General features: G+C 58.2%; 18 protein-coding genes, 2 tRNA genes and 3 rRNA genes. 11 read left to right on the forward strand and 12 right to left on the reverse strand.

What is annotated here, in order from left to right; genetic code table 11:
• Positions 1–11 precede the first annotated feature (11 nt).
• From mrdA to AC1RBR_RS18300, 6 genes are all read right to left on the reverse strand, one after another.
• Entirely contained in the window at positions 12–1,904 is a 1,893-nt protein-coding gene (gene mrdA / locus AC1RBR_RS18275; protein ID WP_492565953.1) for a penicillin-binding protein 2, read from the reverse strand.
• 236 nt (positions 1,905–2,140) lie between these two features.
• A 5S ribosomal RNA gene (rrf, locus tag AC1RBR_RS18280) occupies positions 2,141–2,256 on the reverse strand.
• A 153-nt stretch (positions 2,257–2,409) separates the two neighbouring features.
• Positions 2,410–5,301, reverse strand: a 23S ribosomal RNA gene (locus AC1RBR_RS18285).
• Positions 5,302–5,548: 247 nt separating this feature from the next.
• A tRNA-Ala gene (locus tag AC1RBR_RS18290) sits at positions 5,549–5,624 on the reverse strand.
• Between the two features lie 29 nt (positions 5,625–5,653).
• Positions 5,654–5,730 (reverse strand) — tRNA-Ile (locus tag AC1RBR_RS18295).
• A gap of 81 nt (positions 5,731–5,811) precedes the next feature.
• A 16S ribosomal RNA gene (locus tag AC1RBR_RS18300) occupies positions 5,812–7,348 on the reverse strand.
• The 16S, 23S and 5S rRNA genes sit together here with 2 tRNA genes alongside, the layout of an rRNA operon.
• 671 nt (positions 7,349–8,019) lie before the next feature.
• Between AC1RBR_RS18300 and rhtA the strand changes: the two genes are divergently transcribed.
• Positions 8,020–8,907: a threonine/homoserine exporter RhtA gene (gene rhtA / locus AC1RBR_RS18305; protein ID WP_095137377.1), complete on the forward strand. Its 888-nt coding sequence runs from the start codon at positions 8,020–8,022 to the stop codon at positions 8,905–8,907.
• Between the two features lie 169 nt (positions 8,908–9,076).
• Positions 9,077–9,358, forward strand: a complete 282-nt coding sequence (locus AC1RBR_RS18310) for a hypothetical protein (protein WP_095137376.1) — start codon at positions 9,077–9,079, stop codon at positions 9,356–9,358.
• Position 9,359: 1 nt separating this feature from the next.
• Here the strand turns inward: AC1RBR_RS18310 and AC1RBR_RS18315 are convergent, their stop codons facing one another.
• Positions 9,360–9,938, reverse strand: coding sequence for a TetR/AcrR family transcriptional regulator (locus tag AC1RBR_RS18315; protein ID WP_492565955.1), 579 nt, complete (start codon positions 9,936–9,938; stop codon positions 9,360–9,362).
• Positions 9,939–10,030: 92 nt separating this feature from the next.
• On the opposite strand from AC1RBR_RS18315, the gene AC1RBR_RS18320 reads away from it, so the two are divergent.
• A complete protein-coding gene (locus AC1RBR_RS18320; protein WP_223009459.1) occupies positions 10,031–10,759 on the forward strand; it encodes an SDR family oxidoreductase in 729 nt (242 codons plus the stop codon).
• 40 nt (positions 10,760–10,799) lie between these two features.
• On the forward strand, positions 10,800–11,396 hold the full coding sequence (locus tag AC1RBR_RS18325; protein ID WP_492565957.1) for a 2-hydroxychromene-2-carboxylate isomerase: 597 nt from the start codon (positions 10,800–10,802) through the stop codon (positions 11,394–11,396).
• 49 nt (positions 11,397–11,445) lie between these two features.
• Here the strand turns inward: AC1RBR_RS18325 and AC1RBR_RS18330 are convergent, their stop codons facing one another.
• The 4 genes from AC1RBR_RS18330 to AC1RBR_RS18345 form a co-directional block, all read right to left on the reverse strand.
• Positions 11,446–13,254, reverse strand: a complete 1,809-nt coding sequence (locus AC1RBR_RS18330; protein ID WP_492565959.1) for an aminopeptidase P family protein — start codon at positions 13,252–13,254, stop codon at positions 11,446–11,448.
• A 55-nt stretch (positions 13,255–13,309) separates the two neighbouring features.
• Entirely contained in the window at positions 13,310–14,476 is a 1,167-nt protein-coding gene (locus tag AC1RBR_RS18335; protein ID WP_166497953.1) for an aminotransferase class V-fold PLP-dependent enzyme, read from the reverse strand.
• Positions 14,477–14,681: 205 nt separating this feature from the next.
• Positions 14,682–15,296 carry a LysE family translocator gene (locus AC1RBR_RS18340; protein WP_492565961.1) on the reverse strand — a complete coding sequence of 205 codons (615 nt, stop codon included), beginning with the start codon at positions 15,294–15,296 and terminating at the stop codon, positions 14,682–14,684.
• A 99-nt stretch (positions 15,297–15,395) separates the two neighbouring features.
• Complete coding sequence (locus AC1RBR_RS18345) at positions 15,396–15,653, reverse strand: hypothetical protein (protein ID WP_492565963.1); 258 nt, start codon at positions 15,651–15,653, stop codon at positions 15,396–15,398.
• A 392-nt stretch (positions 15,654–16,045) separates the two neighbouring features.
• Between AC1RBR_RS18345 and msuE the strand changes: the two genes are divergently transcribed.
• The 4 genes from msuE (at position 16,046) to AC1RBR_RS18365 (ending at position 20,212) form a co-directional block, all read left to right on the forward strand.
• Entirely contained in the window at positions 16,046–16,609 is a 564-nt protein-coding gene (gene msuE, locus AC1RBR_RS18350) for an FMN reductase (RefSeq protein WP_492565965.1), read from the forward strand.
• A gap of 10 nt (positions 16,610–16,619) precedes the next feature.
• On the forward strand, positions 16,620–17,765 hold the full coding sequence (gene ssuD, locus AC1RBR_RS18355) for an FMNH2-dependent alkanesulfonate monooxygenase (protein WP_083368361.1): 1,146 nt from the start codon (positions 16,620–16,622) through the stop codon (positions 17,763–17,765).
• A 130-nt stretch (positions 17,766–17,895) separates the two neighbouring features.
• Positions 17,896–19,083: an acyl-CoA dehydrogenase family protein gene (locus AC1RBR_RS18360; protein WP_492565967.1), complete on the forward strand. Its 1,188-nt coding sequence runs from the start codon at positions 17,896–17,898 to the stop codon at positions 19,081–19,083.
• Between the two features lie 25 nt (positions 19,084–19,108).
• Positions 19,109–20,212 carry a sigma-54 interaction domain-containing protein gene (locus tag AC1RBR_RS18365; RefSeq protein ID WP_492565969.1) on the forward strand — a complete coding sequence of 368 codons (1,104 nt, stop codon included), beginning with the start codon at positions 19,109–19,111 and terminating at the stop codon, positions 20,210–20,212.
• Here AC1RBR_RS18365 and AC1RBR_RS18370 read toward each other — a convergent pair.
• The gene (locus AC1RBR_RS18370) at positions 20,209–20,574 is read right to left on the reverse strand and encodes an antibiotic biosynthesis monooxygenase (RefSeq protein ID WP_443536330.1); all 366 of its coding nucleotides are present in this window, start codon (positions 20,572–20,574) and stop codon (positions 20,209–20,211) included. The genes AC1RBR_RS18365 and AC1RBR_RS18370 overlap by 4 nt on opposite strands.
• Before the next feature lie 95 nt (positions 20,575–20,669).
• On the opposite strand from AC1RBR_RS18370, the gene soxR reads away from it, so the two are divergent.
• The 3 genes from soxR (at position 20,670) to AC1RBR_RS18385 (ending at position 22,796) form a co-directional block, all read left to right on the forward strand.
• Complete coding sequence (gene soxR / locus AC1RBR_RS18375; RefSeq protein ID WP_253150021.1) at positions 20,670–21,119, forward strand: redox-sensitive transcriptional activator SoxR; 450 nt, start codon at positions 20,670–20,672, stop codon at positions 21,117–21,119.
• Between the two features lie 103 nt (positions 21,120–21,222).
• Positions 21,223–21,681 carry a VOC family protein gene (locus AC1RBR_RS18380; protein ID WP_492565971.1) on the forward strand — a complete coding sequence of 153 codons (459 nt, stop codon included), beginning with the start codon at positions 21,223–21,225 and terminating at the stop codon, positions 21,679–21,681.
• Between the two features lie 239 nt (positions 21,682–21,920).
• Positions 21,921–22,796, forward strand: a complete 876-nt coding sequence (locus AC1RBR_RS18385) for an alpha/beta fold hydrolase (protein WP_492565973.1) — start codon at positions 21,921–21,923, stop codon at positions 22,794–22,796.
• Positions 22,797–22,806 lie beyond the last annotated feature (10 nt).

Genomic DNA, 22,806 nt, shown 5'->3' on the forward strand with positions numbered 1-22,806 from the left:
GCTGGCTCGGGTTAGACGTGGGGATCACCCGGCGGCTTGGCCGGCGCCGCGTATTGCGGCTTGAGGTGGCCGTCCTGGTCAAGTAACCAGGCGTCCATGATCTGCCGCACCACAGGCCCGGCCACTCGACCACCGGCCTCACCGTTTTCGATCATCACCGAGATGGCGATCTTCGGGTGCTCCGCCGGAGCGAAACCAACAAACAAGGCGTTGTCGCGATGACGTTCGAGGGTTTTCTCCCGGTTGTAGCGCTCGCCTTGCTTGATCGCTACCACTTGCGCGGTACCACTCTTACCGGCAATGCGATACTGCGCACCTGCCGCTGCGGCGCGCGCGATACCCCGGGCATCGTGCATCACCATCTGCATGCCGTGGTTGACCTGATCCCAGTCCCGCGGGTTTTTCAGCAGGATATTCGGCATCGGATGCTCGTCGACCGGTGCCACGCCATCGACCGTTTTCGCCAGGTGCGGGCGATTCCATACGCCCTTGTTGGCAATCAGCGCGGTGGCCTGAGCCAGTTGTAGCGGCGTAACCTGCATATAACCCTGGCCGATACCCAGAATCACCGTTTCCCCCGGGAACCACGCCTGACGACGTGTGGCACGTTTCCAGGCCTGAGATGGCATCAAACCGGGCGACTCTTCGAACATGTCCAGCGAGACTTTTTCGCCGAGGCCGAACATCGCCATATAGTCGTGCAGACGATCGATGCCGAGCTTGTGTGCCAGGTCGTAGAAGTAGGTGTCGTTGGAGCGCATGATCGCCGCGTCCATGTCCACCCAGCCATCGCCACTGTGGTTCCAGTTGCGGTACTTGTGATCGAAATCCGGGAGTTGGTAGTAGCCTGGGTCGAAGACGCGGGTCTGCGGCGTCACGACACCGGCATCGAGGCCGGCGATTGCCACTTCCGGCTTGATGGTCGAACCCGGCGCATAAAGGCCGCGCAACACACGGTTGAACAGCGGGCGGTCGATGGAATCGCGTAGCGCCGAGTACTCCTTGGAGCTGATACCGGTCACGAACAGGTTCGGGTCGAAACTCGGATTGCTGACCATGGCCAGCACTTCACCCGTGGATGGATCAAGCGCGACCACCGACCCACGACGATCGCCCAGCGCGGCTTCGGCAGCCTCCTGCAGTTTGACATCGAGACTCAGAACAATGTTTTTGCCAGGCACTGGATCGGTGTGCTTGAGCACTCGCAGCACCCGGCCTTGGGCGTTGGTCTCAACCTCTTCATAACCGACATGGCCGTGCAGCTGCGCTTCGTAGAAGCGTTCGATACCGGTTTTACCGATGGATTGCGTGCCACGGTATTCAACCGAATCGAGCATCTTGGATTCTTTTTCGTTGATCCGGCCAACGTAGCCGATCGAATGCGCGAAGTGCGCCCCCAACGGGTAATGCCGAACGAACTGCGGCTCGACATCGAGGCCCGGCAAACGGAACTCGTTCACCGCCAACACGGCGATTTGTTCCTCCGTCAGCTCGTAGAACAGTGTCACCGGGGTAAATGGGTGACGGGACTGCTTCATGGCCTTATCGAAAACCGTACGATCTTCGGCGGGCAAATGCAGCAGATTGATTACCTCGTCCAGCTCCTGATTAACATTAGTGGCGCGCTCGCGGGTAATGATCAGGTTGTAACTGGGACGGTTATCGGCGAGCAGCACGCCATTGCGATCGTAGATCAGGCCTCTTGTCGGCGGAATCGGCAGGACGTGCACGCGGTTGTTTTCAGAGATGGTCGAGTGGTAGTCGTATTCAACCACTTGCAGGATGTACAGGCGTACCACCAGCGCGCAACTGATGGCAAAGACGAACAGAGCACAAGCGATCAACCGCTTGTTGACCAGACGCGTCTCTTTTTCGTGATCCTTGATCGGGATGGGTTCAGGCATTTCTACAGCAACTCTTTGACATAATTTGAGTGCCGATCCGTGGGCATGACATCAGTCCGTTAAAAAACGAGCTGCACCATACCAAAAACCGAGTGGTCAGTTCAGATGGTTTTTCCCCAATGGCAGTCCTTGGTGACAGCTGGGACGCTCATACCGCATGTATTGGCAGGCAAACCACTTTCCTGCGGGCAAAACAAAACCCCAACTGCTTTCGCAATTGGGGTTTCGGAATTTAATCTTGACGATGACCTACTCTCACATGGGGAAACCCCACACTACCATCGGCGATGCATCGTTTCACTTCTGAGTTCGGGATGGGATCAGGTGGTTCCAACGCTCTATGGTCGTCAAGAAATTCGGGTACTGACTCGTGGCACGTTGGCCTCGCTTCAGCAAATCGGGTATGTGATACAGGTGTTTGTGAGCATCGCGAACTTTCGGTTCATTGCGTCTTCACACACCGCAATCTGGTCTCTTTCGAGCATTCAGATTGCTTGGGTGTTATATGGTCAAGCCTCACGGGCAATTAGTATTGGTTAGCTCAACGCCTCACAGCGCTTACACACCCAACCTATCAACGTCGTAGTCTTCGACGGCCCTTCAGGGAACTCAAGGTTCCAGTGAGATCTCATCTTGAGGCAAGTTTCCCGCTTAGATGCTTTCAGCGGTTATCTTTCCCGAACATAGCTACCCGGCAATGCCACTGGCGTGACAACCGGAACACCAGAGGTTCGTCCACTCCGGTCCTCTCGTACTAGGAGCAGCCCCTCTCAAATCTCAAACGTCCACGGCAGATAGGGACCGAACTGTCTCACGACGTTCTAAACCCAGCTCGCGTACCACTTTAAATGGCGAACAGCCATACCCTTGGGACCGGCTTCAGCCCCAGGATGTGATGAGCCGACATCGAGGTGCCAAACACCGCCGTCGATATGAACTCTTGGGCGGTATCAGCCTGTTATCCCCGGAGTACCTTTTATCCGTTGAGCGATGGCCCTTCCATACAGAACCACCGGATCACTAAGACCTACTTTCGTACCTGCTCGACGTGTCTGTCTCGCAGTCAAGCGCGCTTTTGCCTTTATACTCTACGACCGATTTCCGACCGGTCTGAGCGCACCTTCGTACTCCTCCGTTACTCTTTAGGAGGAGACCGCCCCAGTCAAACTACCCACCATACACTGTCCTCGATCCGGATAACGGACCTGAGTTAGAACCTCAAAGTTGCCAGGGTGGTATTTCAAGGATGGCTCCACGCGAACTGGCGTCCACGCTTCAAAGCCTCCCACCTATCCTACACAAGCAAATTCAAAGTCCAGTGCAAAGCTATAGTAAAGGTTCACGGGGTCTTTCCGTCTAGCCGCGGATACACTGCATCTTCACAGCGATTTCAATTTCACTGAGTCTCGGGTGGAGACAGCGCCGCCATCGTTACGCCATTCGTGCAGGTCGGAACTTACCCGACAAGGAATTTCGCTACCTTAGGACCGTTATAGTTACGGCCGCCGTTTACCGGGGCTTCGATCAAGAGCTTCGCGTTAGCTAACCCCATCAATTAACCTTCCGGCACCGGGCAGGCGTCACACCCTATACGTCCACTTTCGTGTTTGCAGAGTGCTGTGTTTTTAATAAACAGTCGCAGCGGCCTGGTATCTTCGACCGGCATGAGCTTACGGAGCAAGTCCTTCACCCTCACCGGCGCACCTTCTCCCGAAGTTACGGTGCCATTTTGCCTAGTTCCTTCACCCGAGTTCTCTCAAGCGCCTTGGTATTCTCTACCCAACCACCTGTGTCGGTTTGGGGTACGGTTCCTGGTTATCTGAAGCTTAGAAGCTTTTCTTGGAAGCATGGCATCAACCACTTCGTCACCCAAAGGGTAACTCGTCATCAGCTCTCGGCCTTAAGATCCCGGATTTACCTAAGATCTCAGCCTACCACCTTAAACTTGGACAACCAACGCCAAGCTGGCCTAGCCTTCTCCGTCCCTCCATCGCAATAACCAGAAGTACAGGAATATTAACCTGTTTTCCATCGACTACGCTTTTCAGCCTCGCCTTAGGGACCGACTAACCCTGCGTCGATTAACGTTGCGCAGGAAACCTTGGTCTTTCGGCGTGGGTGTTTTTCACACCCATTGTCGTTACTCATGTCAGCATTCGCACTTCTGATACCTCCAGCAAGCTTCTCAACTCACCTTCACAGGCTTACAGAACGCTCCTCTACCGCATCACTTGCGTGATACCCGTAGCTTCGGTGTATGGTTTGAGCCCCGTTACATCTTCCGCGCAGGCCGACTCGACTAGTGAGCTATTACGCTTTCTTTAAAGGGTGGCTGCTTCTAAGCCAACCTCCTAGCTGTCTAAGCCTTCCCACATCGTTTCCCACTTAACCATAACTTTGGGACCTTAGCTGACGGTCTGGGTTGTTTCCCTTTTCACGACGGACGTTAGCACCCGCCGTGTGTCTCCCATGCTCGGCACTTGTAGGTATTCGGAGTTTGCATCGGTTTGGTAAGTCGGGATGACCCCCTAGCCGAAACAGTGCTCTACCCCCTACAGTGATACATGAGGCGCTACCTAAATAGCTTTCGAGGAGAACCAGCTATCTCCGAGCTTGATTAGCCTTTCACTCCGATCCACAGGTCATCCGCTAACTTTTCAACGGTAGTCGGTTCGGTCCTCCAGTCAGTGTTACCTAACCTTCAACCTGCCCATGGATAGATCGCCCGGTTTCGGGTCTATTCCCAGCGACTAGACGCCCTATTAAGACTCGCTTTCGCTACGCCTCCCCTATTCGGTTAAGCTCGCCACTGAAAATAAGTCGCTGACCCATTATACAAAAGGTACGCAGTCACCCAACAAAGTGGGCTCCCACTGCTTGTACGCATACGGTTTCAGGATCTATTTCACTCCCCTCTCCGGGGTTCTTTTCGCCTTTCCCTCACGGTACTAGTTCACTATCGGTCAGTCAGTAGTATTTAGCCTTGGAGGATGGTCCCCCCATATTCAGACAAAGTTTCTCGTGCTCCGTCCTACTCGATTTCATGACTAAGAGATTTTCGCGTACAGGGCTATCACCCACTATGGCCGCACTTTCCAGAGCGTTCCGCTAATCTCAAAGCCACTTAAGGGCTAGTCCCCGTTCGCTCGCCACTACTAAGGGAATCTCGGTTGATTTCTTTTCCTCAGGGTACTTAGATGTTTCAGTTCCCCTGGTTCGCCTCTTGCACCTATGTATTCAGTACAAGATAACCATCTTATGATGGCTGGGTTCCCCCATTCAGACATCTCCGGATCAAAGTCTGTTTGCCGACTCCCCGAAGCTTTTCGCAGGCTACCACGTCTTTCATCGCCTCTGACTGCCAAGGCATCCACCGTATGCGCTTCTTCACTTGACCATATAACCCCAAGCAATCTGGTTATACTGTGAAGACGACATTCGCCGAAAATTCGCAAAACTCTTAAGAGTCACTCACAAATTTTACCTTAGCCTGATCCGTTACCAGTGAAAGTAACGTTCAGTCTATCTTTCTATCACATACCCAAATTTTTAAAGAACGATCTAATCAAAAGACTAGAAATCAGCATTCACCATCACAGCGATGGAATGCTCATTTCTAAGCTTTCAAACTTCAGAAGCAGTGGTGGTGGAGCCAAGCGGGATCGAACCGCTGACCTCCTGCGTGCAAGGCAGGCGCTCTCCCAGCTGAGCTATGGCCCCGTATTTCTACAGGTTTCCCACACAAAAATTGGTGGGTCTGGGCAGATTCGAACTGCCGACCTCACCCTTATCAGGGGTGCGCTCTAACCAACTGAGCTACAGACCCAATTTCGGGCTGCTTCTATCGTCTTCTTCAATGAATCAAGCAATTCGTGTGGGAACTTATGGAGCAGCTGATGTCGTCGATTAAGGAGGTGATCCAGCCGCAGGTTCCCCTACGGCTACCTTGTTACGACTTCACCCCAGTCATGAATCACACCGTGGTAACCGTCCTCCCGAAGGTTAGACTAGCTACTTCTGGTGCAACCCACTCCCATGGTGTGACGGGCGGTGTGTACAAGGCCCGGGAACGTATTCACCGCGACATTCTGATTCGCGATTACTAGCGATTCCGACTTCACGCAGTCGAGTTGCAGACTGCGATCCGGACTACGATCGGTTTTGTGGGATTAGCTCCACCTCGCGGCTTGGCAACCCTCTGTACCGACCATTGTAGCACGTGTGTAGCCCAGGCCGTAAGGGCCATGATGACTTGACGTCATCCCCACCTTCCTCCGGTTTGTCACCGGCAGTCTCCTTAGAGTGCCCACCATTACGTGCTGGTAACTAAGGACAAGGGTTGCGCTCGTTACGGGACTTAACCCAACATCTCACGACACGAGCTGACGACAGCCATGCAGCACCTGTCTCAATGCTCCCGAAGGCACCAATCCATCTCTGGAAAGTTCATTGGATGTCAAGGCCTGGTAAGGTTCTTCGCGTTGCTTCGAATTAAACCACATGCTCCACCGCTTGTGCGGGCCCCCGTCAATTCATTTGAGTTTTAACCTTGCGGCCGTACTCCCCAGGCGGTCAACTTAATGCGTTAGCTGCGCCACTAAGAGCTCAAGGCTCCCAACGGCTAGTTGACATCGTTTACGGCGTGGACTACCAGGGTATCTAATCCTGTTTGCTCCCCACGCTTTCGCACCTCAGTGTCAGTATCAGTCCAGGTGGTCGCCTTCGCCACTGGTGTTCCTTCCTATATCTACGCATTTCACCGCTACACAGGAAATTCCACCACCCTCTACCATACTCTAGCTTGCCAGTTTTGGATGCAGTTCCCAGGTTGAGCCCGGGGATTTCACATCCAACTTAACAAACCACCTACGCGCGCTTTACGCCCAGTAATTCCGATTAACGCTTGCACCCTCTGTATTACCGCGGCTGCTGGCACAGAGTTAGCCGGTGCTTATTCTGTCGGTAACGTCAAAATTGCAGAGTATTAATCTACAACCCTTCCTCCCAACTTAAAGTGCTTTACAATCCGAAGACCTTCTTCACACACGCGGCATGGCTGGATCAGGCTTTCGCCCATTGTCCAATATTCCCCACTGCTGCCTCCCGTAGGAGTCTGGACCGTGTCTCAGTTCCAGTGTGACTGATCATCCTCTCAGACCAGTTACGGATCGTCGCCTTGGTGAGCCATTACCTCACCAACTAGCTAATCCGACCTAGGCTCATCTGATAGCGCAAGGCCCGAAGGTCCCCTGCTTTCTCCCGTAGGACGTATGCGGTATTAGCGTTCCTTTCGAAACGTTGTCCCCCACTACCAGGCAGATTCCTAGGCATTACTCACCCGTCCGCCGCTGAATCCAGGAGCAAGCTCCCTTCATCCGCTCGACTTGCATGTGTTAGGCCTGCCGCCAGCGTTCAATCTGAGCCATGATCAAACTCTTCAGTTCAAACATCTTTGGGTTTTTAAGAAACCCTAAACTTGGCTCAGCAATCGTTGGTTACATCTTTGATTTCTCGCGGAGTAACTTGTGATGCTGATAATCTTGTTGACTATCAGTCTGACTCCACAAGCACCCACACGAATTGCTTGATTCAGTTGTTAAAGAGCGGTTGGTTAAGATCTTTCGTCTCAACCGAGGCGCGCATTCTACAGCAGCCTCATTTGCTGTCAAGTGATTATTTTCAGAAGTTTTCGAAGAATTCTTCAACAACTTCAACCACTTGCGCTTCCGATCTCTCGTCAGCGGGAGGCGAATTCTACAGCGTTACACGCTGCTGTCAACACCTCTTTTTCACCGCTTTCGACCGAGAAGATCGAACCGTCAAAAGAGCCAAACATCACCGCCCTTTCAACTCCTTCCAGGCTTCGATGAACTGAAGCAACTCGCTGTCGAAACCTACATAACTCATTGAATCTCAAGGAGTTTTCCGTTTCGACTGCGCCGGAAGTGGGGCGAATTATAGACCTCCTGAATCTGCCGTCAACCGTTAATTTTACTTTTCTATCAAGTCATCGAAAAAGCCTGCTTATATATAGACGCAACGTCAGCGAATGCGCAGTATATTGCCCAACACTTAAAACAACACCCCCGCTCTCACCTTCGGATGATGCCTCGCAATGACTGACCAACCTCGCTCCCTGGCCTCAACGCTGTTCCCGGTTGGCCTCTTGTTAATAGCCATGGCATCCATCCAGTCTGGCGCCTCTCTGGCCAAGAGCATGTTTCCGGTGGTTGGCGCTCAAGGGACGACTACTCTGCGCCTGGTTTTCGCCAGCGTAATCATGCTGCTGTTATTGCGCCCGTGGCGCGCAAGGCTGACAGCTCAGTCCCTGCGCACGGTGATCGTTTACGGAATGGCGCTGGGCGGGATGAATTTCCTCTTTTATATGTCACTGCGCACCGTGCCACTTGGCATTGCAGTCGCGCTTGAATTCACGGGTCCGCTGGCCGTCGCCATCTACGCCTCTCGCCGCGCGATCGATTTCCTCTGGATTGCTCTGGCGGCAGTTGGCCTGCTGCTGTTGATCCCGACCGGAGCGACATCCACGGGGATTGATCTGGTCGGTGCCGGTTATGCCTTGGGGGCCGGCGTGTGCTGGGCACTGTACATTCTGTTCGGCCAAAAGGCCGGTGCCGACAACGGCGTGACGACTGCGGCCCTGGGCGTGATGATTGCCGCACTGTTTGTCGCCCCGATCGGCATCGTGCATGCCGGCGCGGCATTACTCACCCCGTCGCTGATCCCGGTGGCCATCGGCGTCGCCATCCTCTCAACCGCTTTGCCCTACACGCTGGAGATGGTCGCCCTTACCCGCATACCGGCCCGCACCTTCGGGACTTTGATGAGCATCGAACCGGCCTTTGGCGCGTTGTCCGGGCTGCTATTCCTGCAGGAGTACCTCACGCTGTCACAATGGATGGCGATTCTGTGCATTATTCTGGCCTCCGTCGGGGCAACGATGACCATGGGCAGTAACGCCAAACCCGTTGTTGCTGCAGATTGAAACAGTATTTGACGAAGGTCTGGCAATTGACGTTCATTTAGGCCATGTTTAAGCCCCTTAACTCAGTGCCAGGCATGGATTTTTTCGGACAGGGATATCAAACCGCTTAAAGCGCAGGCGAATACAGGCAGACCCGAGCGCCAGACTCGTGGCTACCATAAGGACGGTAATGAAACGAATTTTGATACTGATCGCTGTATTGGCAGTAGCGGGGTGCGCAGCCACCTCCAAGACCCAAGTGAAGCACGGTAAAAAAGGGCTGCACATCAACTGTTCCGGGCTGTCGTCCTCTTGGGACAAGTGCTACACCAGCGCCGCCAATGCTTGCGCTCCAAAGGGCTATAAGGTCATCGCCAAATCAGGGGACACCGTGGAAGAGCCCGGCGACTACCCGTTCGGTCTCAATCCGGCCGGCTACACCAGCCGCAGCATGATCGTCATCTGTAAATGAATCATTCTGGCTGCTCACCTTGTCGAGCAGCCAGTTGACGCCCGATTTCCGCATGACTGGATTTCAATACCGTCCGTTGAATGTCCGGCGTCACCAGCATCCGCGCCACTACCAGCGCCCCGACACATTGCGACAGAATCGACCATGCCAGGCTGTCGCTCTGCAGAGTCTGCGCCCAACTGGCTTGCAGCCGACAAATCCACAGTTCTGCCTGCTCGCGAACCTGATCATCTGAACGGGCAATTTCCGCGCCCAGCGTCGGCAAGGCACAGCCCGATTCTGGCTGCTCCACGTGAGCCATGCTCAGGTACTGTTTAAGACAGCGTTCCAGCCGCTCGCGATCCTGCCCTCCTCCACCACCGAGTCGCTCCAGGCTTTGACACAGCTCGCGCTCGACGATGGCCGTGAACAGCTCGTTTTTTGACGAAAAGTGGCTATAGAACGCCGCGCCACTCAGACCGATAGCCTTCATCAATCCATCGACACCGACCGTAGAAAAGCCTGAACGCTTGGCTGATAGAGCGCTGCTATTGAGCAATTTTTCTCGGGTTTCCAGCTTGTGACCGGTGGAGTACCGCATGTGCTTGCCCTCTTGATCGACCGCCTTGACGTTGTCCGGATCCTAGCATAACGTTCGTTCACTTAACGATCGTTTACTAACGGGATCTACCCATGAATAACAAGAAGGTCGTGTTGGTGGTGGGTGCTGGCGATGCCACCGGCGGAGCGATTGCCAAGCGCTTTGCCAGAGAAGGTTTTATCGCTTGCGTCACCCGGCGCAGTGCCGACAAATTGCAGCCGCTGGTCGAGGCGATTCAGGCCGAGGGTGGAGAGGCACACGGCTTCGCCTGCGATGCGCGAAAAGAAGAAGACGTCATTGCGTTGATTGAAGAGATCGAAACTCGCCTTGGTCCGATCGAAGCGTTCGTTTTCAACATCGGCGCCAATGTGCCTTGCAGCATTCTTGAAGAAACTGCGCGCAAGTATTTCAAGATCTGGGAGATGGCCTGTTTCTCCGGTTTCCTCAATGCCCGCGAAGTGGCCAAGCGCATGGTCACCCGCAAACGCGGCACCATTCTGTTCACTGGCGCCACCGCCGGGCTGCGCGGTGCTTCCGGATTTGCCGCGTTTGCCGGGGCCAAACACGGCATCCGTGCACTGGCGCAAAGCATGGCGCGCGAGTTGGGGCCGATGAACATCCACGTCGCCCATGTAGTGGTCGATGGCGCGATCGATACCGACTTCATCCGCAACAGTTTCCCCGAGAAGTACGCGACCAAGGATCAGGACGGTATTCTCAATCCCGAGCACATCGCCGAAAACTACTGGTATCTGCACAGTCAGCCACGGGACGCCTGGACGTTCGAGCTGGATCTGCGCCCGTGGAACGAACGCTGGTAAGCCCCGCCTCCTCCATAACAATAAATAGAGAGCAGCGAATATGACGAAAACCGTAGAGTTCTATTTCGATCTCGGCAGCCCTGCCACCTATCTGGCCTATACCCAGTTGCCGAAAATCTGTGCCGACACCGGCAGCCAACTGATCTACATCCCGATGCTGCTGGGCGGCGTGTTCAAAGCGACCGGCAACGCTTCGCCGGCGATGATTCCGGCGAAGGGCCGCTACATGTTTCAGGATCTGGATCGCTACGCCAAACGCTATGGCGTACCGCTGAAATTCAATCCGCATTTTCCGATCAACACGTTGATGTTGATGCGTGCCGTCACTGGCATACAACTGCGCCAACCGGAACGCTTTCAGACGTTTATCGATTGCCTGTTCAAGGCATTGTGGGTGGAGGGACGCCCGCTCGATGAGCCGGTAACTGTCGCTGCGGTTTTGAGCGAACAGGGCTTCGATCCCAATGAAGTCCTGGCCTTGACCAACGACGAGACAGTCAAGGCAGCCCTGAAGGACAACACCGAGACAGCCATTAAACGCGGTGTATTTGGCGCGCCGAGCATGTTTATCGGCAATCAGTTGTTCTTCGGCCAGGATCGCCTCGACTTCGTCGAAGAAGCCCTGCGTCAGGCTTAGAAAAACCACAGAACCCGGGCGCTGCCAGCAGCGCCCGGATTTCAGCCATTCAGATCGCTGTTGTGCGCGTGTTCAGCCACTCCAGCGCGGCCCCCTCCAGCAACGGACTCAGACGCTCACGCACTTCAGCATGGTAGGCGTTGAACCACTGCTTCTCTTCCTGCGTCAGCAAGGATGGCTTCAGGCAGCGCGTATCGATCGGGCACAGGGTCAAGGTTTCAAACTTGAGGAACTCACCGAACTCGCTGCTTCCCGCCTCGCGGTTCATCGCCAGGTTCTCGATGCGCACGCCCCAACGACCCGGACGATAGGTGCCCGGTTCGATCGAGGTGATCATCCCCGCTTGCATCGCCGTTTGCGGTGCCGGTGCTGCCTGATAGGCGATCACCTGTGGGCCTTCATGCACGTTGAGGAAATAGCCGACCCCATGACCAGTGCCGTGACCGTAATCCACGCTTTCCGCCCAGATCGGTGCGCGGGCGATGGCATCGAGCAACGGCGAGAGAATGCCTTTCGGGAACTGCGCCCGCGACAGGGCAATCACGCCTTTGAGTACGCGAGTGCAATCACGCTTCTGCTCGTCCGTCGGGGTTCCGACCGGGACCATTCGCGTGATGTCGGTGGTGCCGCCCAGGTACTGGCCGCCCGAGTCGATCAGCAGCAAGCCGTCACCCTCGATCACCGCGTGTTCTTCTTCGGTGGCGTGATAGTGCGGCATCGCGCCATTGGCGTTAAACGCGGCAATCGTGTTGAAGCTCAGCGACACGTAATCCGGACGGCGCTCACGGGCAGCGGTGAGTTTTTCGTCGATGGTCAGTTCGGTGATGCGTTCACGGCCCCAGGCCGATTCCAGCCAGGCGAAGAATTCGCACAACGCCGCGCCATCCTGCTCCATGGCCTTGCGGATATGTTGCGCATCAGCTTCGCTCTTTTGCGATTTGGCGAGAGTAGTCGGGTTCAGGCCTTCGACCAGTTTCACCGCGCTGTCGAGGTTATCCAGCAAACCGCTGGTCACCCGCGCCGGATCCACCAACAGGCTGGCGCCGCCTGGCACGGCGCGCAGGGCGTCAGCGACTTCGCGGTAATCGCGCAGGGTCACGCCGTCCTGCTCCAGCACCGCACGCAACTCGGCATCAACTTTGCTCAAAGCCACAAACAGCGTTGCTTGCTGTTGATTGATCAACGCAAAAGAAACAAACACCGGGTTGAACGACACGTCGCCGCCGCGCAGGTTGAACAACCAGGCGATGTCATCGAGAGTGGCGATGAAATGCCAATCGGCGCCACGTTCTTGCAGGGTCTCACGCAGTTTGGCGAGCTTCTCGCCACGGCTGACCGTCGCTTGCGGTGGCAGATGTTGGTAGATCGGCGCGTTCGGCAGGCTCGGGCGATCGGCCCAGACTTCATTCAACAGGTCGATGTCCGTGCGCAGACACGCGCCACGCGCTTCAAGCTTGCTGCTCAGGGTCCGCGCCGAAGCGACGGCCATCACCGCACCGTCGACCGCCACCACGCCACCTTCCGGCGTCTGCTCCGCCAGCCAGTCCAGCGGGCTCGGCTGACCCGGTTGCAGCTTGACCAGTTCGATGCCGCTGCCCTTGAGTTCCTTGGTCGCCTGTTCCCAGTAACGACTGTCGGCCCAGACTCCGGCGAAATCAGCAGTCACGATCAAAGTGCCGACCGACCCATGAAAGCCCGACAGCCATTGCCGCCCTTGCCAGTAGCCCGGCAGGTATTCCGACAGATGTGGGTCGGCCGATGGCACCAGCAACGCATGAATGCCTTCGCGGCGCATCAGTTCACGGGTGTGCGCCAGGCGCTGGGGAACCGTTCCTTCGGTCAAAGTCTGGGTACTCATCATGTCTCCTGCCAATCACTTCATCGTTATTGTTCGTAGCCGTGAAACCGGCTGGTTAAAGCCCTGTCGCCCAGAATGCCGGGGCACTGGCGCAGGCGCCTTTGATCAGTTCTGCCGCCTGATCGACATCGGCGGCGGTGGTGAAACGGCCGAGGCTCAGGCGAATGGTGCGCCCGGCCAGCCGGGCGTCGTGCCCCAGCGCCAGCAGCACGTGAGAAGGCGTGTTGCTCGCCGAGTTACAGGCCGAGGTAGCGGAAAAGGCGATCGACTGGCTCAAGGCCGCACTGTTGAATTCACCTTCGCTGAAGGTCAGGCTCAACGTGTGCGCGATGCGCTGGCTGGCGCTGCCGTTGAGGCGTACGCCCGGCAGACTCAGCAACTGTTCGAGCAGCCGTTCACGCAGCGCCACGATGGACTTTTTCTCGGCATCGAATTCCGCTGCCGCCAAAGCGAAGGCCGCACCCATGCCGGCGATCTGATGCGTCGCCAGGGTCCCGGAGCGCAGCCCGCCTTCGTGGCCGCCGCCATGAATCTGCGCCTGCAAACGCTGCTGCGCCCGTGGACCGACATACAACGCGCCGATCCCCTTGGGGCCGTAGAGCTTGTGCGCCGAAAACGACATCAGGTCCACCGGCCACTGCTGCAGATCGATCGCCACTTTGCCGGCGCCCTGCGCGGCATCGACATGGAACAACGCGCCACGGCCACGCACGACTTCACCGATGGCCGGGATGTCATTAAGGGTGCCGAGCTCGTTGTTGACCAGCATCAGCGATACCAGAAAGGTGTCGTCGCGCATGGCTTCGCTGACCGCCTGCGGGGTGATCAGGCCTTCGGCGTCCGGCACCAGATAGGTCACCGCGACGCCGGCATCCTGCAATTGCCGGGCAGTATCGAGAATGGCTTTGTGTTCGATCTGACTGGTAATGATGTGGCCGCCGGCAACGCCGCGCGCCTGGGCCACGCCCTTGAGGGCGAGGTTGTTGGACTCGGTGGCGCCGGAAGTCCAGACGATCTGCGTGGCCTCGGCGCCGACCAGTTCGGCGACTTGCCGACGGGCCTGCTCGACCGTGTGCCGGGCCTGCTGGCCGAAGGCATGGGAGCTGGACGCCGGGTTGCCGAAATTACCGTGAAACCCCAGACAATCGATCATCACCTGGATGACCCGCTCGTCCACCGGGGTGGTGGCGGCGTAATCGAAATACAACGGACGTTTATTCATAAAAGACTCGCAGAGCGTGTTCCGGGATCAGGAGGCTCGTGTCTGCAAACGGCACAGCGCAGCCTTGTGAGCTGCGCTTGGGTTCGAGACCGTCATCAATACCTGATCGGATGCCGTTAAAGAAGAACAACTTCATTTAAAAGTGCGTAGGAACGCTCCTGAAGCCGAGCTTAACAGGCATCGGGCCGGCGGTTGATGCAATGCGTCAGTGAAAGCTTTCGAGAAGTAACGGGTACAGCGAAATCACCAATAGCGCCGCCATGCCCCAGTTGAACACGCGCAACCAGCGCGGATCCTTCAGCACGTTGCGCAACAACGTGCCGCACGCAGCCCAGACACCGACGCTGGGCAGGTTGATGATGGCGAACACCGCGGCGATCACCACCACGTTGGTGAAGTAACCCTGCATCGGCGTGTAAGTACTGATGGCGCCGATGGCCATGATCCAGGCCTTGGGATTGAACCACTGAAACGCGGCGGCACCCAGATAGCTGATCGGTTTGGCCTCGCCATCCACGCCATCACCCACCGGGCCCGAATGAGCGATTTTCCACGCCAGGTACAACAGATACGCGGCGCCGACATAGCGCAGCACCGTGTAGAGAATCGGATAAGTCTGGAACACAGCGCCCAGGCCAAAGCCCACCGCGACCACCAAAACGAAGAAGCCGCAGGTGATGCCGAGCATGTGAGGAATGGTGCGGTTGAAGCCGAAGTTCACGCCCGACGCCAGCAACATGGTGTTGTTCGGCCCCGGTGTAATCGAGGTGACAAGGGCAAACAGGGCAAAGCCCAACAGCAGATCAAGCGAGAGGGTCATGGGGCAATCCGTCAGGGTCATTCAGGTGTTGACCCTATCGCACGGCAGCGCGCAAACCCACGGACAGTTACGCGAAAATTCGAGCAGTACAGTTTTCGATTAACTTGGACGACCGTGTAGCTGTATGGCTCGACCGGCGCTCATTTCAGCTTTCTTGTCGAATGGCGACTCGCCCAGCAGTGCGGCTTTCTTCGCGTGATATTCGTCGAAAGACAAGCCGCTGCGGTTCAGCGCTTCCATCGCCAGTTCGCGGGATTCTTCGGTGGTGTACGGCCGTTGTTCGGGGGAAACGTGGGTCGCGCAACCGGCGAGTAAGGAGACAGCGAGCAGCAGCGAAACAGTCAGTAAACGATTCATGGGGAGCGTCCTGGCGAGCAGTAGTAGTCGATGGACAAAGGCTACGCCCGCGCCCGCCCGGGCAAAAATCAACGCTCTCGATAGTGGCTATCAGGATTTCAGCTTGATCGGCGTTATATCTCCTAATGATCTATAAATATCGATTAACGTTCTTTTACGGAATAACCCGCAGCCGCTATAAATCCCTGCACACGGCGAACAACTGCTGCTCCAGCAACTGTTGCCCAGGCAACAGCAGATCAACAAACCCGCCTGATATCCGCACAACCGACTCACGCCAGAACGCTCAAGCCCAGGTAAACCGGGCCTCTCAGGAATTGGTACAGCACTTGCTCAAGCCTTGGCACTTACTCACTGCTCGCTGAGCAACTGTTGATAAAAAGGAACTCATCATGTCGCGTCCCCTGAAAGTCGTCGCCCTCTCCGGTGGCACCTGGCGTCCATCGCGCACGCTGGTGCTGACCCAAGCGCTGCTGACCGAACTGGCCGGGCACTTGCCGGTCGAGAGTCATCTGATCGAACTCGGTGACATCGCCCGCCCGCTCGGCGCCGCGCTGTCGCGTCAGGAGCTGAGCGCCGAGGTCGAAGCCGAACTGCAAGCCATCGAACAGGCGGATCTGCTGATCGTCGCGGCGCCGGTGTATCGCGGTTCCTACCCGGGCCTGCTCAAGCATCTGTTCGACCTGATCGACCTCAACGCGCTGATCGACACCCCAGTACTGCTCGCCGCCACCGGTGGCAGCGAGCGCCATGCGCTGGTGCTCGATCACCAGTTGCGCCCGCTGTTCAGTTTCTTCCAGGCCGTGACCCTGCCGATCGGGGTGTACGCCACCGAAGCCGATTTCGCCGACTACCAGATCACCAGCGAACCGCTGAAAGCGCGGATCCGTCTGGCCGCCGAACGTGCCGCGCCACTGTTCGGCACACAAATCAAACCGTTGCTGAAAATCGCTTAAGGAGCTGGTCATGGATGTTTTCTGGTTCCTGCCGACCCACGGCGACGGCCATTACCTGGGCACCACCCAAGGCGCGCGCCCGGTCACCCTGAATTATCTGAAACAAGTGGCGCAAGCCGCCGACAGCCTCGGCTACCACGGCGTGCTGATTCCCACCGGGCGCTCCTGCGAAGACTCGTGGGTGATCGCTTCGGCGCTGGTGCCGCTGACCGAACGCCTGCGTTATCTGGTAGCGATTCGCCCGGGAATCATTTCGCCAACCGTTTCGGCGCGCATGGCGGCGACGCTCGATCGACTGTCCAACGGCCGTCTGCTGATCAACGTGGTGACCGGCGGCGATCCCGACGAAAACCGTGGCGACGGCAGCTTCCTCAGCCACAGCGAACGCTACGAAGTCACCGACGAATTCCTCAAGATCTGGCGCCGGGTGTTGCAAGGCGAATCGGTGGATTTCGAAGGCAAACACCTGAAAGTACAGAACGCCAAAGCCCTTTATCCGCCAGTGCAGAAACCGTATCCGCCGCTGTATTTCGGTGGCTCGTCCGATGCCGCGCATGACCTCGCTGCCGAGCAAGTCGACGTGTACCTGACTTGGGGCGAACCACCCGCCGCCGTCGCCGAAAAACTCGCCGATGTCCGTGAACGTGCCGCACGCCATGGACGCAAGGTGAAGTTCGGAATTCGCCTGCACGTCATCGTCCGAGAGACCGCCGAAGACGCGTGGAAGGCTGCGGACAAACTGATCGAGCACATCAGCGACGAGACCATAGAGGCCGCGCAGAAATCCTTCTCGCGCTTCGACTCCGAAGGCCAGCGGCGCATGGCGGCGTTGCACGACGGGCGTCGCGACAACCTGGAAATCGCTCCCAACCTGTGGGCCGGCGTCGGCCTGGTACGCGGCGGTGCCGGTACCGCGCTGGTGGGCGACCCGCAGCAAGTGGCCGCGCGGATCAAGGAGTACGCCGACCTCGGCATCGAGAGCTTCATTTTTTCCGGTTATCCGCATCTGGAAGAGGCTTATCGCTTTGCCGAACTGGTGTTCCCGCTGCTGCCGGAACCCTACGCGAGCCTGGCCGGACGCGGCGTGACCAACCTCACCGGGCCGTTTGGCGAAATGATTGCCAACGATGTGTTGCCCGCCCAAGCCAAGGCCTAAAACGCCCCCTGTAGGAGTGAGCCTGCTCGCGAAAGCGGTGTGTCTGCGACGGTGATGTCGACTGTGCTGACCACATCGCGAGCAGGCTCACTCCTACAGAGAATCGCGTCGATTTGATGAGGAACACCGCGTGACCGCCAAACCACAAAGCACTCTGCTCTCCCCGCTGCAGACCGCGCGCCAACTGGCCGCCGAATTCGCCCTCACCGCCGTCGAGCGTGACGAGCGCGGCGGTACGCCGAAGGCCGAGCGCGATGCCCTGCGCGACAGCGGCCTGCTGGCCCTGAGCATTCCCACCCGTTACGGCGGCCTCGGCGCAACATGGAGCGAAACCCTGCAAGTCGTGCGCGAGTTCGCCAAGGTCGACAGTTCCATCGCCCACGTCTTCGGCTTTCATCACCTGATGCTCGCCACCGTGCGCCTGTTTTCGCGGCCGGAACAATGGCAGCCGTGGTTCGAACAGACCGCGCGGCAGAACTGGTTCTGGGGCAACGCCCTCAACCCGCTCGACACCCGCACCGTGGTCAAGGACTTCGGCGGCTGGCGCGAGTTTTCCGGGAAGAAAAGCTTCTGCTCCGGCGCCAGCGATTCGCAGATGCTGATCGCCTCGGCCGTCGACGAAAGTGCCGGTGGCAAATTGCTGATCGCGGCGATCCCCAGCGGTCGCAGCGGCATCACCCTGCACGACGACTGGAACAACATCGGCCAGCGCCAGACCGACAGCGGCAGCGCTACGTTCGAACGGGTGCGGGTCGAGGAATCCGAGCTGCTGCTCGATCCCGGCCCGTTGAGCACACCGTTCGCTTGCCTGCGTCCGCTGATCGCGCAACTGACCTTCACCCACATGTTCCTCGGCATCGCCGAAGGTGCGTTTGAGGAAGCGCGCCAGTACACGCTGAGCGAAACCCGGCTCTGGCACAAATCCGCCGCCCGCAATGTGCGTGAAGACCCGTACGTGCTCGCGCATTACGGCGAGTTCTGGGTCGCGCTGGAAGGCATCCGCCTGCTGGTCGAACGGGCTGCCGCGCTGCTCGACGACGCCTGGGTCCAAGGCCCGAACCTGACGGCAGAAGAACGTGGACATCTGGCCACGGCGATTGCCACCGCCAAGGTCGCCGCCAGTCGTCAGGGACTGGAAATTTGCAGCCGTTTATTCGAAGTCACCGGCGCGCGTTCGACCCACGCTTCGCTGCGCCTCGATCGGCACTGGCGCAACCTGCGCACGCAGACCCTGCACGATCCGCTCGATTACAAACTCCACGAGCTGGGCGACTGGGCGCTGAACCAGGCGCTGCCGGTGCCGACGTTCTATTCCTGATCTTGCCTTTAATGGAGCGAGCCCCATGCAACTGCTGACCCTTCCGCCCTCACCCGCGCTGGCGACGTCGATCCGCGCCACCGCGCAAGTCTTCGAAGACCCGAAATCCCAGGCCCTGCTGGCGCATCTGCAACAAGTCGCGCCGAGCGAAGCCAGCGTGCTGATCATCGGCGAGACCGGCACCGGCAAGGAACTGGTGGCGCGGCACATCCACAATCTGAGCCACCGCCGGCATCGGCCGTTTGTCGCGGTCAACTGCGGTGCGTTCTCCGAATCGCTGGTGGAAGCCGAGCTGTTCGGCCATGAAAAAGGCGCCTTCACTGGCGCCTTGAGTGCCAAGGCCGGCTGGTTCGAAGAGGCGGATGGCGGCACCCTGTTCCTCGACGAAATCGGCGATTTGCCGATGGCGATTCAGGTCAAGTTGCTGCGCGTGTTGCAGGAACGCGAAGTGGTGCGCCTCGGCTCGCGCAAGAGCATTCCGATCGATGTGCGCGTGCTGGCCGCGACCAACGTGCAACTGGAGAAAGCGATAAATGCCGGCAACTTCCGCGAAGACCTGTTCTACCGGTTGAACGTGGTCAATCTGGAACTTAGCCCCCTGCGCGAACGGCCCGGCGATATCCTGCCGCTGACCCGGCATTTCATCGAGGCCTACAGCCAGCGCCTCGGTTACGGACGGGTCAGCATCAGCCCCGGGGCCGAACAGAAACTGCGCAGCTACAGTTGGCCGGGGAACATCCGCGAACTGGAAAACGTCATCCATCACACCCTGTTGATCTGCCGCAACGGCGTGATCGAGCGCGACGACCTGCGCCTGTCGAACCTGCGCATCGAGCGCCCGGACGATCAGCAGTCGAGCGCCGACGATTCACCGGAAGCGCTGCTGGAGCGAGCCTTCCAGAAGCTCTTCGAACAACAGGCCGGCGCGCTCCACGAAAAGGTCGAAGACGCCCTGCTGCGCGCCGCCTATCGCTTCTGCCATTACAACCAGGTGCACACCGCCGCGCTGCTCGGTCTGAGCCGCAACGTCACGCGCACGCGGCTGATCAAGATCGGCGAACTGGCGGTGAACAAGCGGCGACTCACGGAAAACCTGCGCGGCGAGCGCCTGATCCAGTTATCGATCTAGCCGACCAGGTTGCAATGCAGCGCATCGTCATGACTGCGGGCGATGCTGCTCAACACCTGGAATGAATTGAAGGTCACGGTTCTCGCCTGATGGGCGCGGATCAACTGCCAGAAATCCTGCTCGCCGCTCTCAAAGCTACAGAACGCCGCCTCCCCGGCCTCGCGGCTCTGCCACTGCAGCAGGCTCAGCACCCGCCGGCCGTCGTCGCTGACCTGGACGCTGGCGCTGACAAAGCCTGCGTAGCGCTGCGCCAGATGTTCGCTCTGCTGCGCCAGCGCACAGACCAATGCCGGCTGCTGGCGCGGCTCGATCTCGAATTCGATCAATTGGGTAAAACTGCGATTTTTCGCTGAGGTTTGCATGAGAAGTCCCCACTCATCGTAAGCCGAGTCTTGCGACTCGAAGGCCTGCAGGGTAAAACCTCTAGTTAAGTCAAGGTCAAGTGTCCTTTTGCAAAATGATCACCCAGGAAAACCTGCACAAACAGCTCACCGTCGGTGAAGTCGCCGCGCGCAGCGGTGTGGCGGTGACTGCCCTGCACTTCTATGAATCGAAAGGCCTGATCAGCAGCCAGCGCAATGCCGGCAATCAGCGCCGTTACCCACGGGCGGTCTTGCGCCGGGTGGCGTTGATCAAGGTCGCACAACGCCTGGGCATTCCGCTGGCGGAAATTGGTGAGGCGCTGAAAATCCTCCCGGACGACCGCGCTCCGACAGCGGCGGACTGGAAAGTCCTGTCCGAGCAATGGCGGCGCGAACTGGACGAGCGGATCAATCAACTGACCTTGTTGCGCGACCGCCTCACCGGTTGCATCGGTTGCGGGTGTCTGTCGATGGAGGCCTGCCCGTTGCGCAACCAAGGCGATGTGCTCGGTGATCAGGGACCCGGGGCGCATTTCCTCGGCTGACTGCTCGTCGGGGAAAAATGCTGGCCGCGCGGACAGTTCTATAGTGAATCTTCCACAAATCCGGTGGAGCCACACCCCGAAAACAAAGAACAGGGAGAACGTCATGAGCGTCAAACCCATTCCCGAGGGGTATCACAGCATTACCCCGTACCTCGGCATCCTCAAGGCTGCCGAAGCCATCGAGTTCTACAAGAAAGCCTTCGGCGCGACCCAGGTCATGCGCCTGGACATGCCCGACGGGCGCGTCGGCCACGCCGAACTACGGATTGGCGACAGCGCGATCATGCTCGGCACACCGTGCGATCAAGGGCCGTTGAGCGATCCGGACAATGCCGTGTCGGTCGGTCTGCATCTGTATGTCACCGATGTCGACAAGTCCTTTCGGCGGGCGCTGGATGCCGGGGCGAGTGCGGTGTCGGAGGTCAAGGATCAATTTTATGGTGATCGCAGCGGGACGCTGAAGGATCCCTATGGTCACCTGTGGTTTCTGGCGACGCGCAAGGAGGATCTGACGGAAGAGCAGATCAAGCAGCGGGCGATGGAGATGTTCAGCCAAGGTTGAGATCTTCAGGGGCTGGGCTGGCCTCTTCGCGGGCAAGCCCGCTCCCACAGTGTTTTTCTGTGTGACACAAATCGTATAAACACCAGAGTTCCCTGTGGGAGCGGGCTTGCTCGCGAAGGGGCCGGCCCTGACGACACACATTACACTTCATGAACCACCACACCACGCTTCAACCCTTGCCCCGAATGTCGAACACTTTCAGGATGCATCCCACCCGCACCTGAACAAGGATCAGCCCGATGTTTGCCGGATTCGTCAAAGACCAGCGCCACGTCAACGGCGTCGACATCGCCTATCGCCTCGGCGGCAGCGGCCCGGGGCTGTTGCTGTTGCACGGACACCCGCAGACCCACGTGATCTGGCACAAGATTGCCGAGCAGTTGGCGGAGCATTTCACCGTGGTCGCCGCCGACCTGCGCGGCTATGGCGACAGCGCCCGACCGGCTGCCGATGAACAACATCGTAATTACTCGAAACGCGAAATGGCCAGGGACAACCTCGAGTTGATGCAGGCGCTGGGCTTCGAACAATTTTCGATTCTGGCCCACGACCGTGGCGCCCGGGTCGGCCATCGCCTGGCCCTCGACCACCGCGCTGCGGTGCAACGGATGATGCTGCTGGACATCGCTCCGACCCTGGCGATGTACACGCAGACCAACGAAGCCTTTGCCCGCGCCTATTGGCACTGGTTCTTCCTGATCCGCCCGGCGCCGTTGCCGGAAACCCTGATCGAAGCCGATCCTGAAGCCTATCTGCGCAGCGTGATGGGCTGCCGCAGCGCCGGACTTACACCGTTCACCGAGCCAGCATTCAGCGAATACCTGCGCTGCCTGCAACGTCCCGGCAGCGCCCGGGGCATTTGCGAGGACTACCGCGCCAGCGCCAGCATCGATCTGGAACATGACCGGGCCGACATCGCTGCCGGCCATCATCTTGATCTGCCGGTGCGGGTGTTGTGGGGCGCGCAAGGCACGGTCGGGCGCTGTTTTGACCCGCTCAAGGAATGGCAGCAAGTGGCGACCAACGTCAGTGGCAAGGCGCTGCCGGCCGGGCATTATCTGGCCGAAGAAGTGCCCGAACTGTTGCTCGCCGAAGCGCTGGATTTCCTGCGCTGAATCGAGCCCT

It is taken from the genome of Pseudomonas sp. GW823-FHT01D03, from assembly GCF_058798255.1.

What these genes read in the sequence shown, in the direction of transcription:
- mrdA (WP_492565953.1), bottom strand. Translation starts at nt 1,904, where the DNA reads ATGCCTGAACCCATCCCGATCAAGGATCACGAAAAAGAGACGCGTCTG.
- rhtA (WP_095137377.1), top strand. Translation starts at nt 8,020, where the DNA reads ATGACTGACCAACCTCGCTCCCTGGCCTCAACGCTGTTCCCGGTTGGC.
- AC1RBR_RS18310 (WP_095137376.1), top strand. Translation starts at nt 9,077, where the DNA reads ATGAAACGAATTTTGATACTGATCGCTGTATTGGCAGTAGCGGGGTGC.
- AC1RBR_RS18315 (WP_492565955.1), bottom strand. Translation starts at nt 9,938, where the DNA reads ATGCGGTACTCCACCGGTCACAAGCTGGAAACCCGAGAAAAATTGCTC.
- AC1RBR_RS18320 (WP_223009459.1), top strand. Translation starts at nt 10,031, where the DNA reads ATGAATAACAAGAAGGTCGTGTTGGTGGTGGGTGCTGGCGATGCCACC.
- AC1RBR_RS18325 (WP_492565957.1), top strand. Translation starts at nt 10,800, where the DNA reads ATGACGAAAACCGTAGAGTTCTATTTCGATCTCGGCAGCCCTGCCACC.
- AC1RBR_RS18330 (WP_492565959.1), bottom strand. Translation starts at nt 13,254, where the DNA reads ATGAGTACCCAGACTTTGACCGAAGGAACGGTTCCCCAGCGCCTGGCG.
- AC1RBR_RS18335 (WP_166497953.1), bottom strand. Translation starts at nt 14,476, where the DNA reads ATGAATAAACGTCCGTTGTATTTCGATTACGCCGCCACCACCCCGGTG.
- AC1RBR_RS18340 (WP_492565961.1), bottom strand. Translation starts at nt 15,296, where the DNA reads ATGACCCTCTCGCTTGATCTGCTGTTGGGCTTTGCCCTGTTTGCCCTT.
- AC1RBR_RS18345 (WP_492565963.1), bottom strand. Translation starts at nt 15,653, where the DNA reads ATGAATCGTTTACTGACTGTTTCGCTGCTGCTCGCTGTCTCCTTACTC.
- msuE (WP_492565965.1), top strand. Translation starts at nt 16,046, where the DNA reads ATGTCGCGTCCCCTGAAAGTCGTCGCCCTCTCCGGTGGCACCTGGCGT.
- ssuD (WP_083368361.1), top strand. Translation starts at nt 16,620, where the DNA reads ATGGATGTTTTCTGGTTCCTGCCGACCCACGGCGACGGCCATTACCTG.
- AC1RBR_RS18365 (WP_492565969.1), top strand. Translation starts at nt 19,109, where the DNA reads ATGCAACTGCTGACCCTTCCGCCCTCACCCGCGCTGGCGACGTCGATC.
- AC1RBR_RS18370 (WP_443536330.1), bottom strand. Translation starts at nt 20,574, where the DNA reads ATGCAAACCTCAGCGAAAAATCGCAGTTTTACCCAATTGATCGAATTC.
- soxR (WP_253150021.1), top strand. Translation starts at nt 20,670, where the DNA reads ATGATCACCCAGGAAAACCTGCACAAACAGCTCACCGTCGGTGAAGTC.
- AC1RBR_RS18380 (WP_492565971.1), top strand. Translation starts at nt 21,223, where the DNA reads ATGAGCGTCAAACCCATTCCCGAGGGGTATCACAGCATTACCCCGTAC.
- AC1RBR_RS18385 (WP_492565973.1), top strand. Translation starts at nt 21,921, where the DNA reads ATGTTTGCCGGATTCGTCAAAGACCAGCGCCACGTCAACGGCGTCGAC.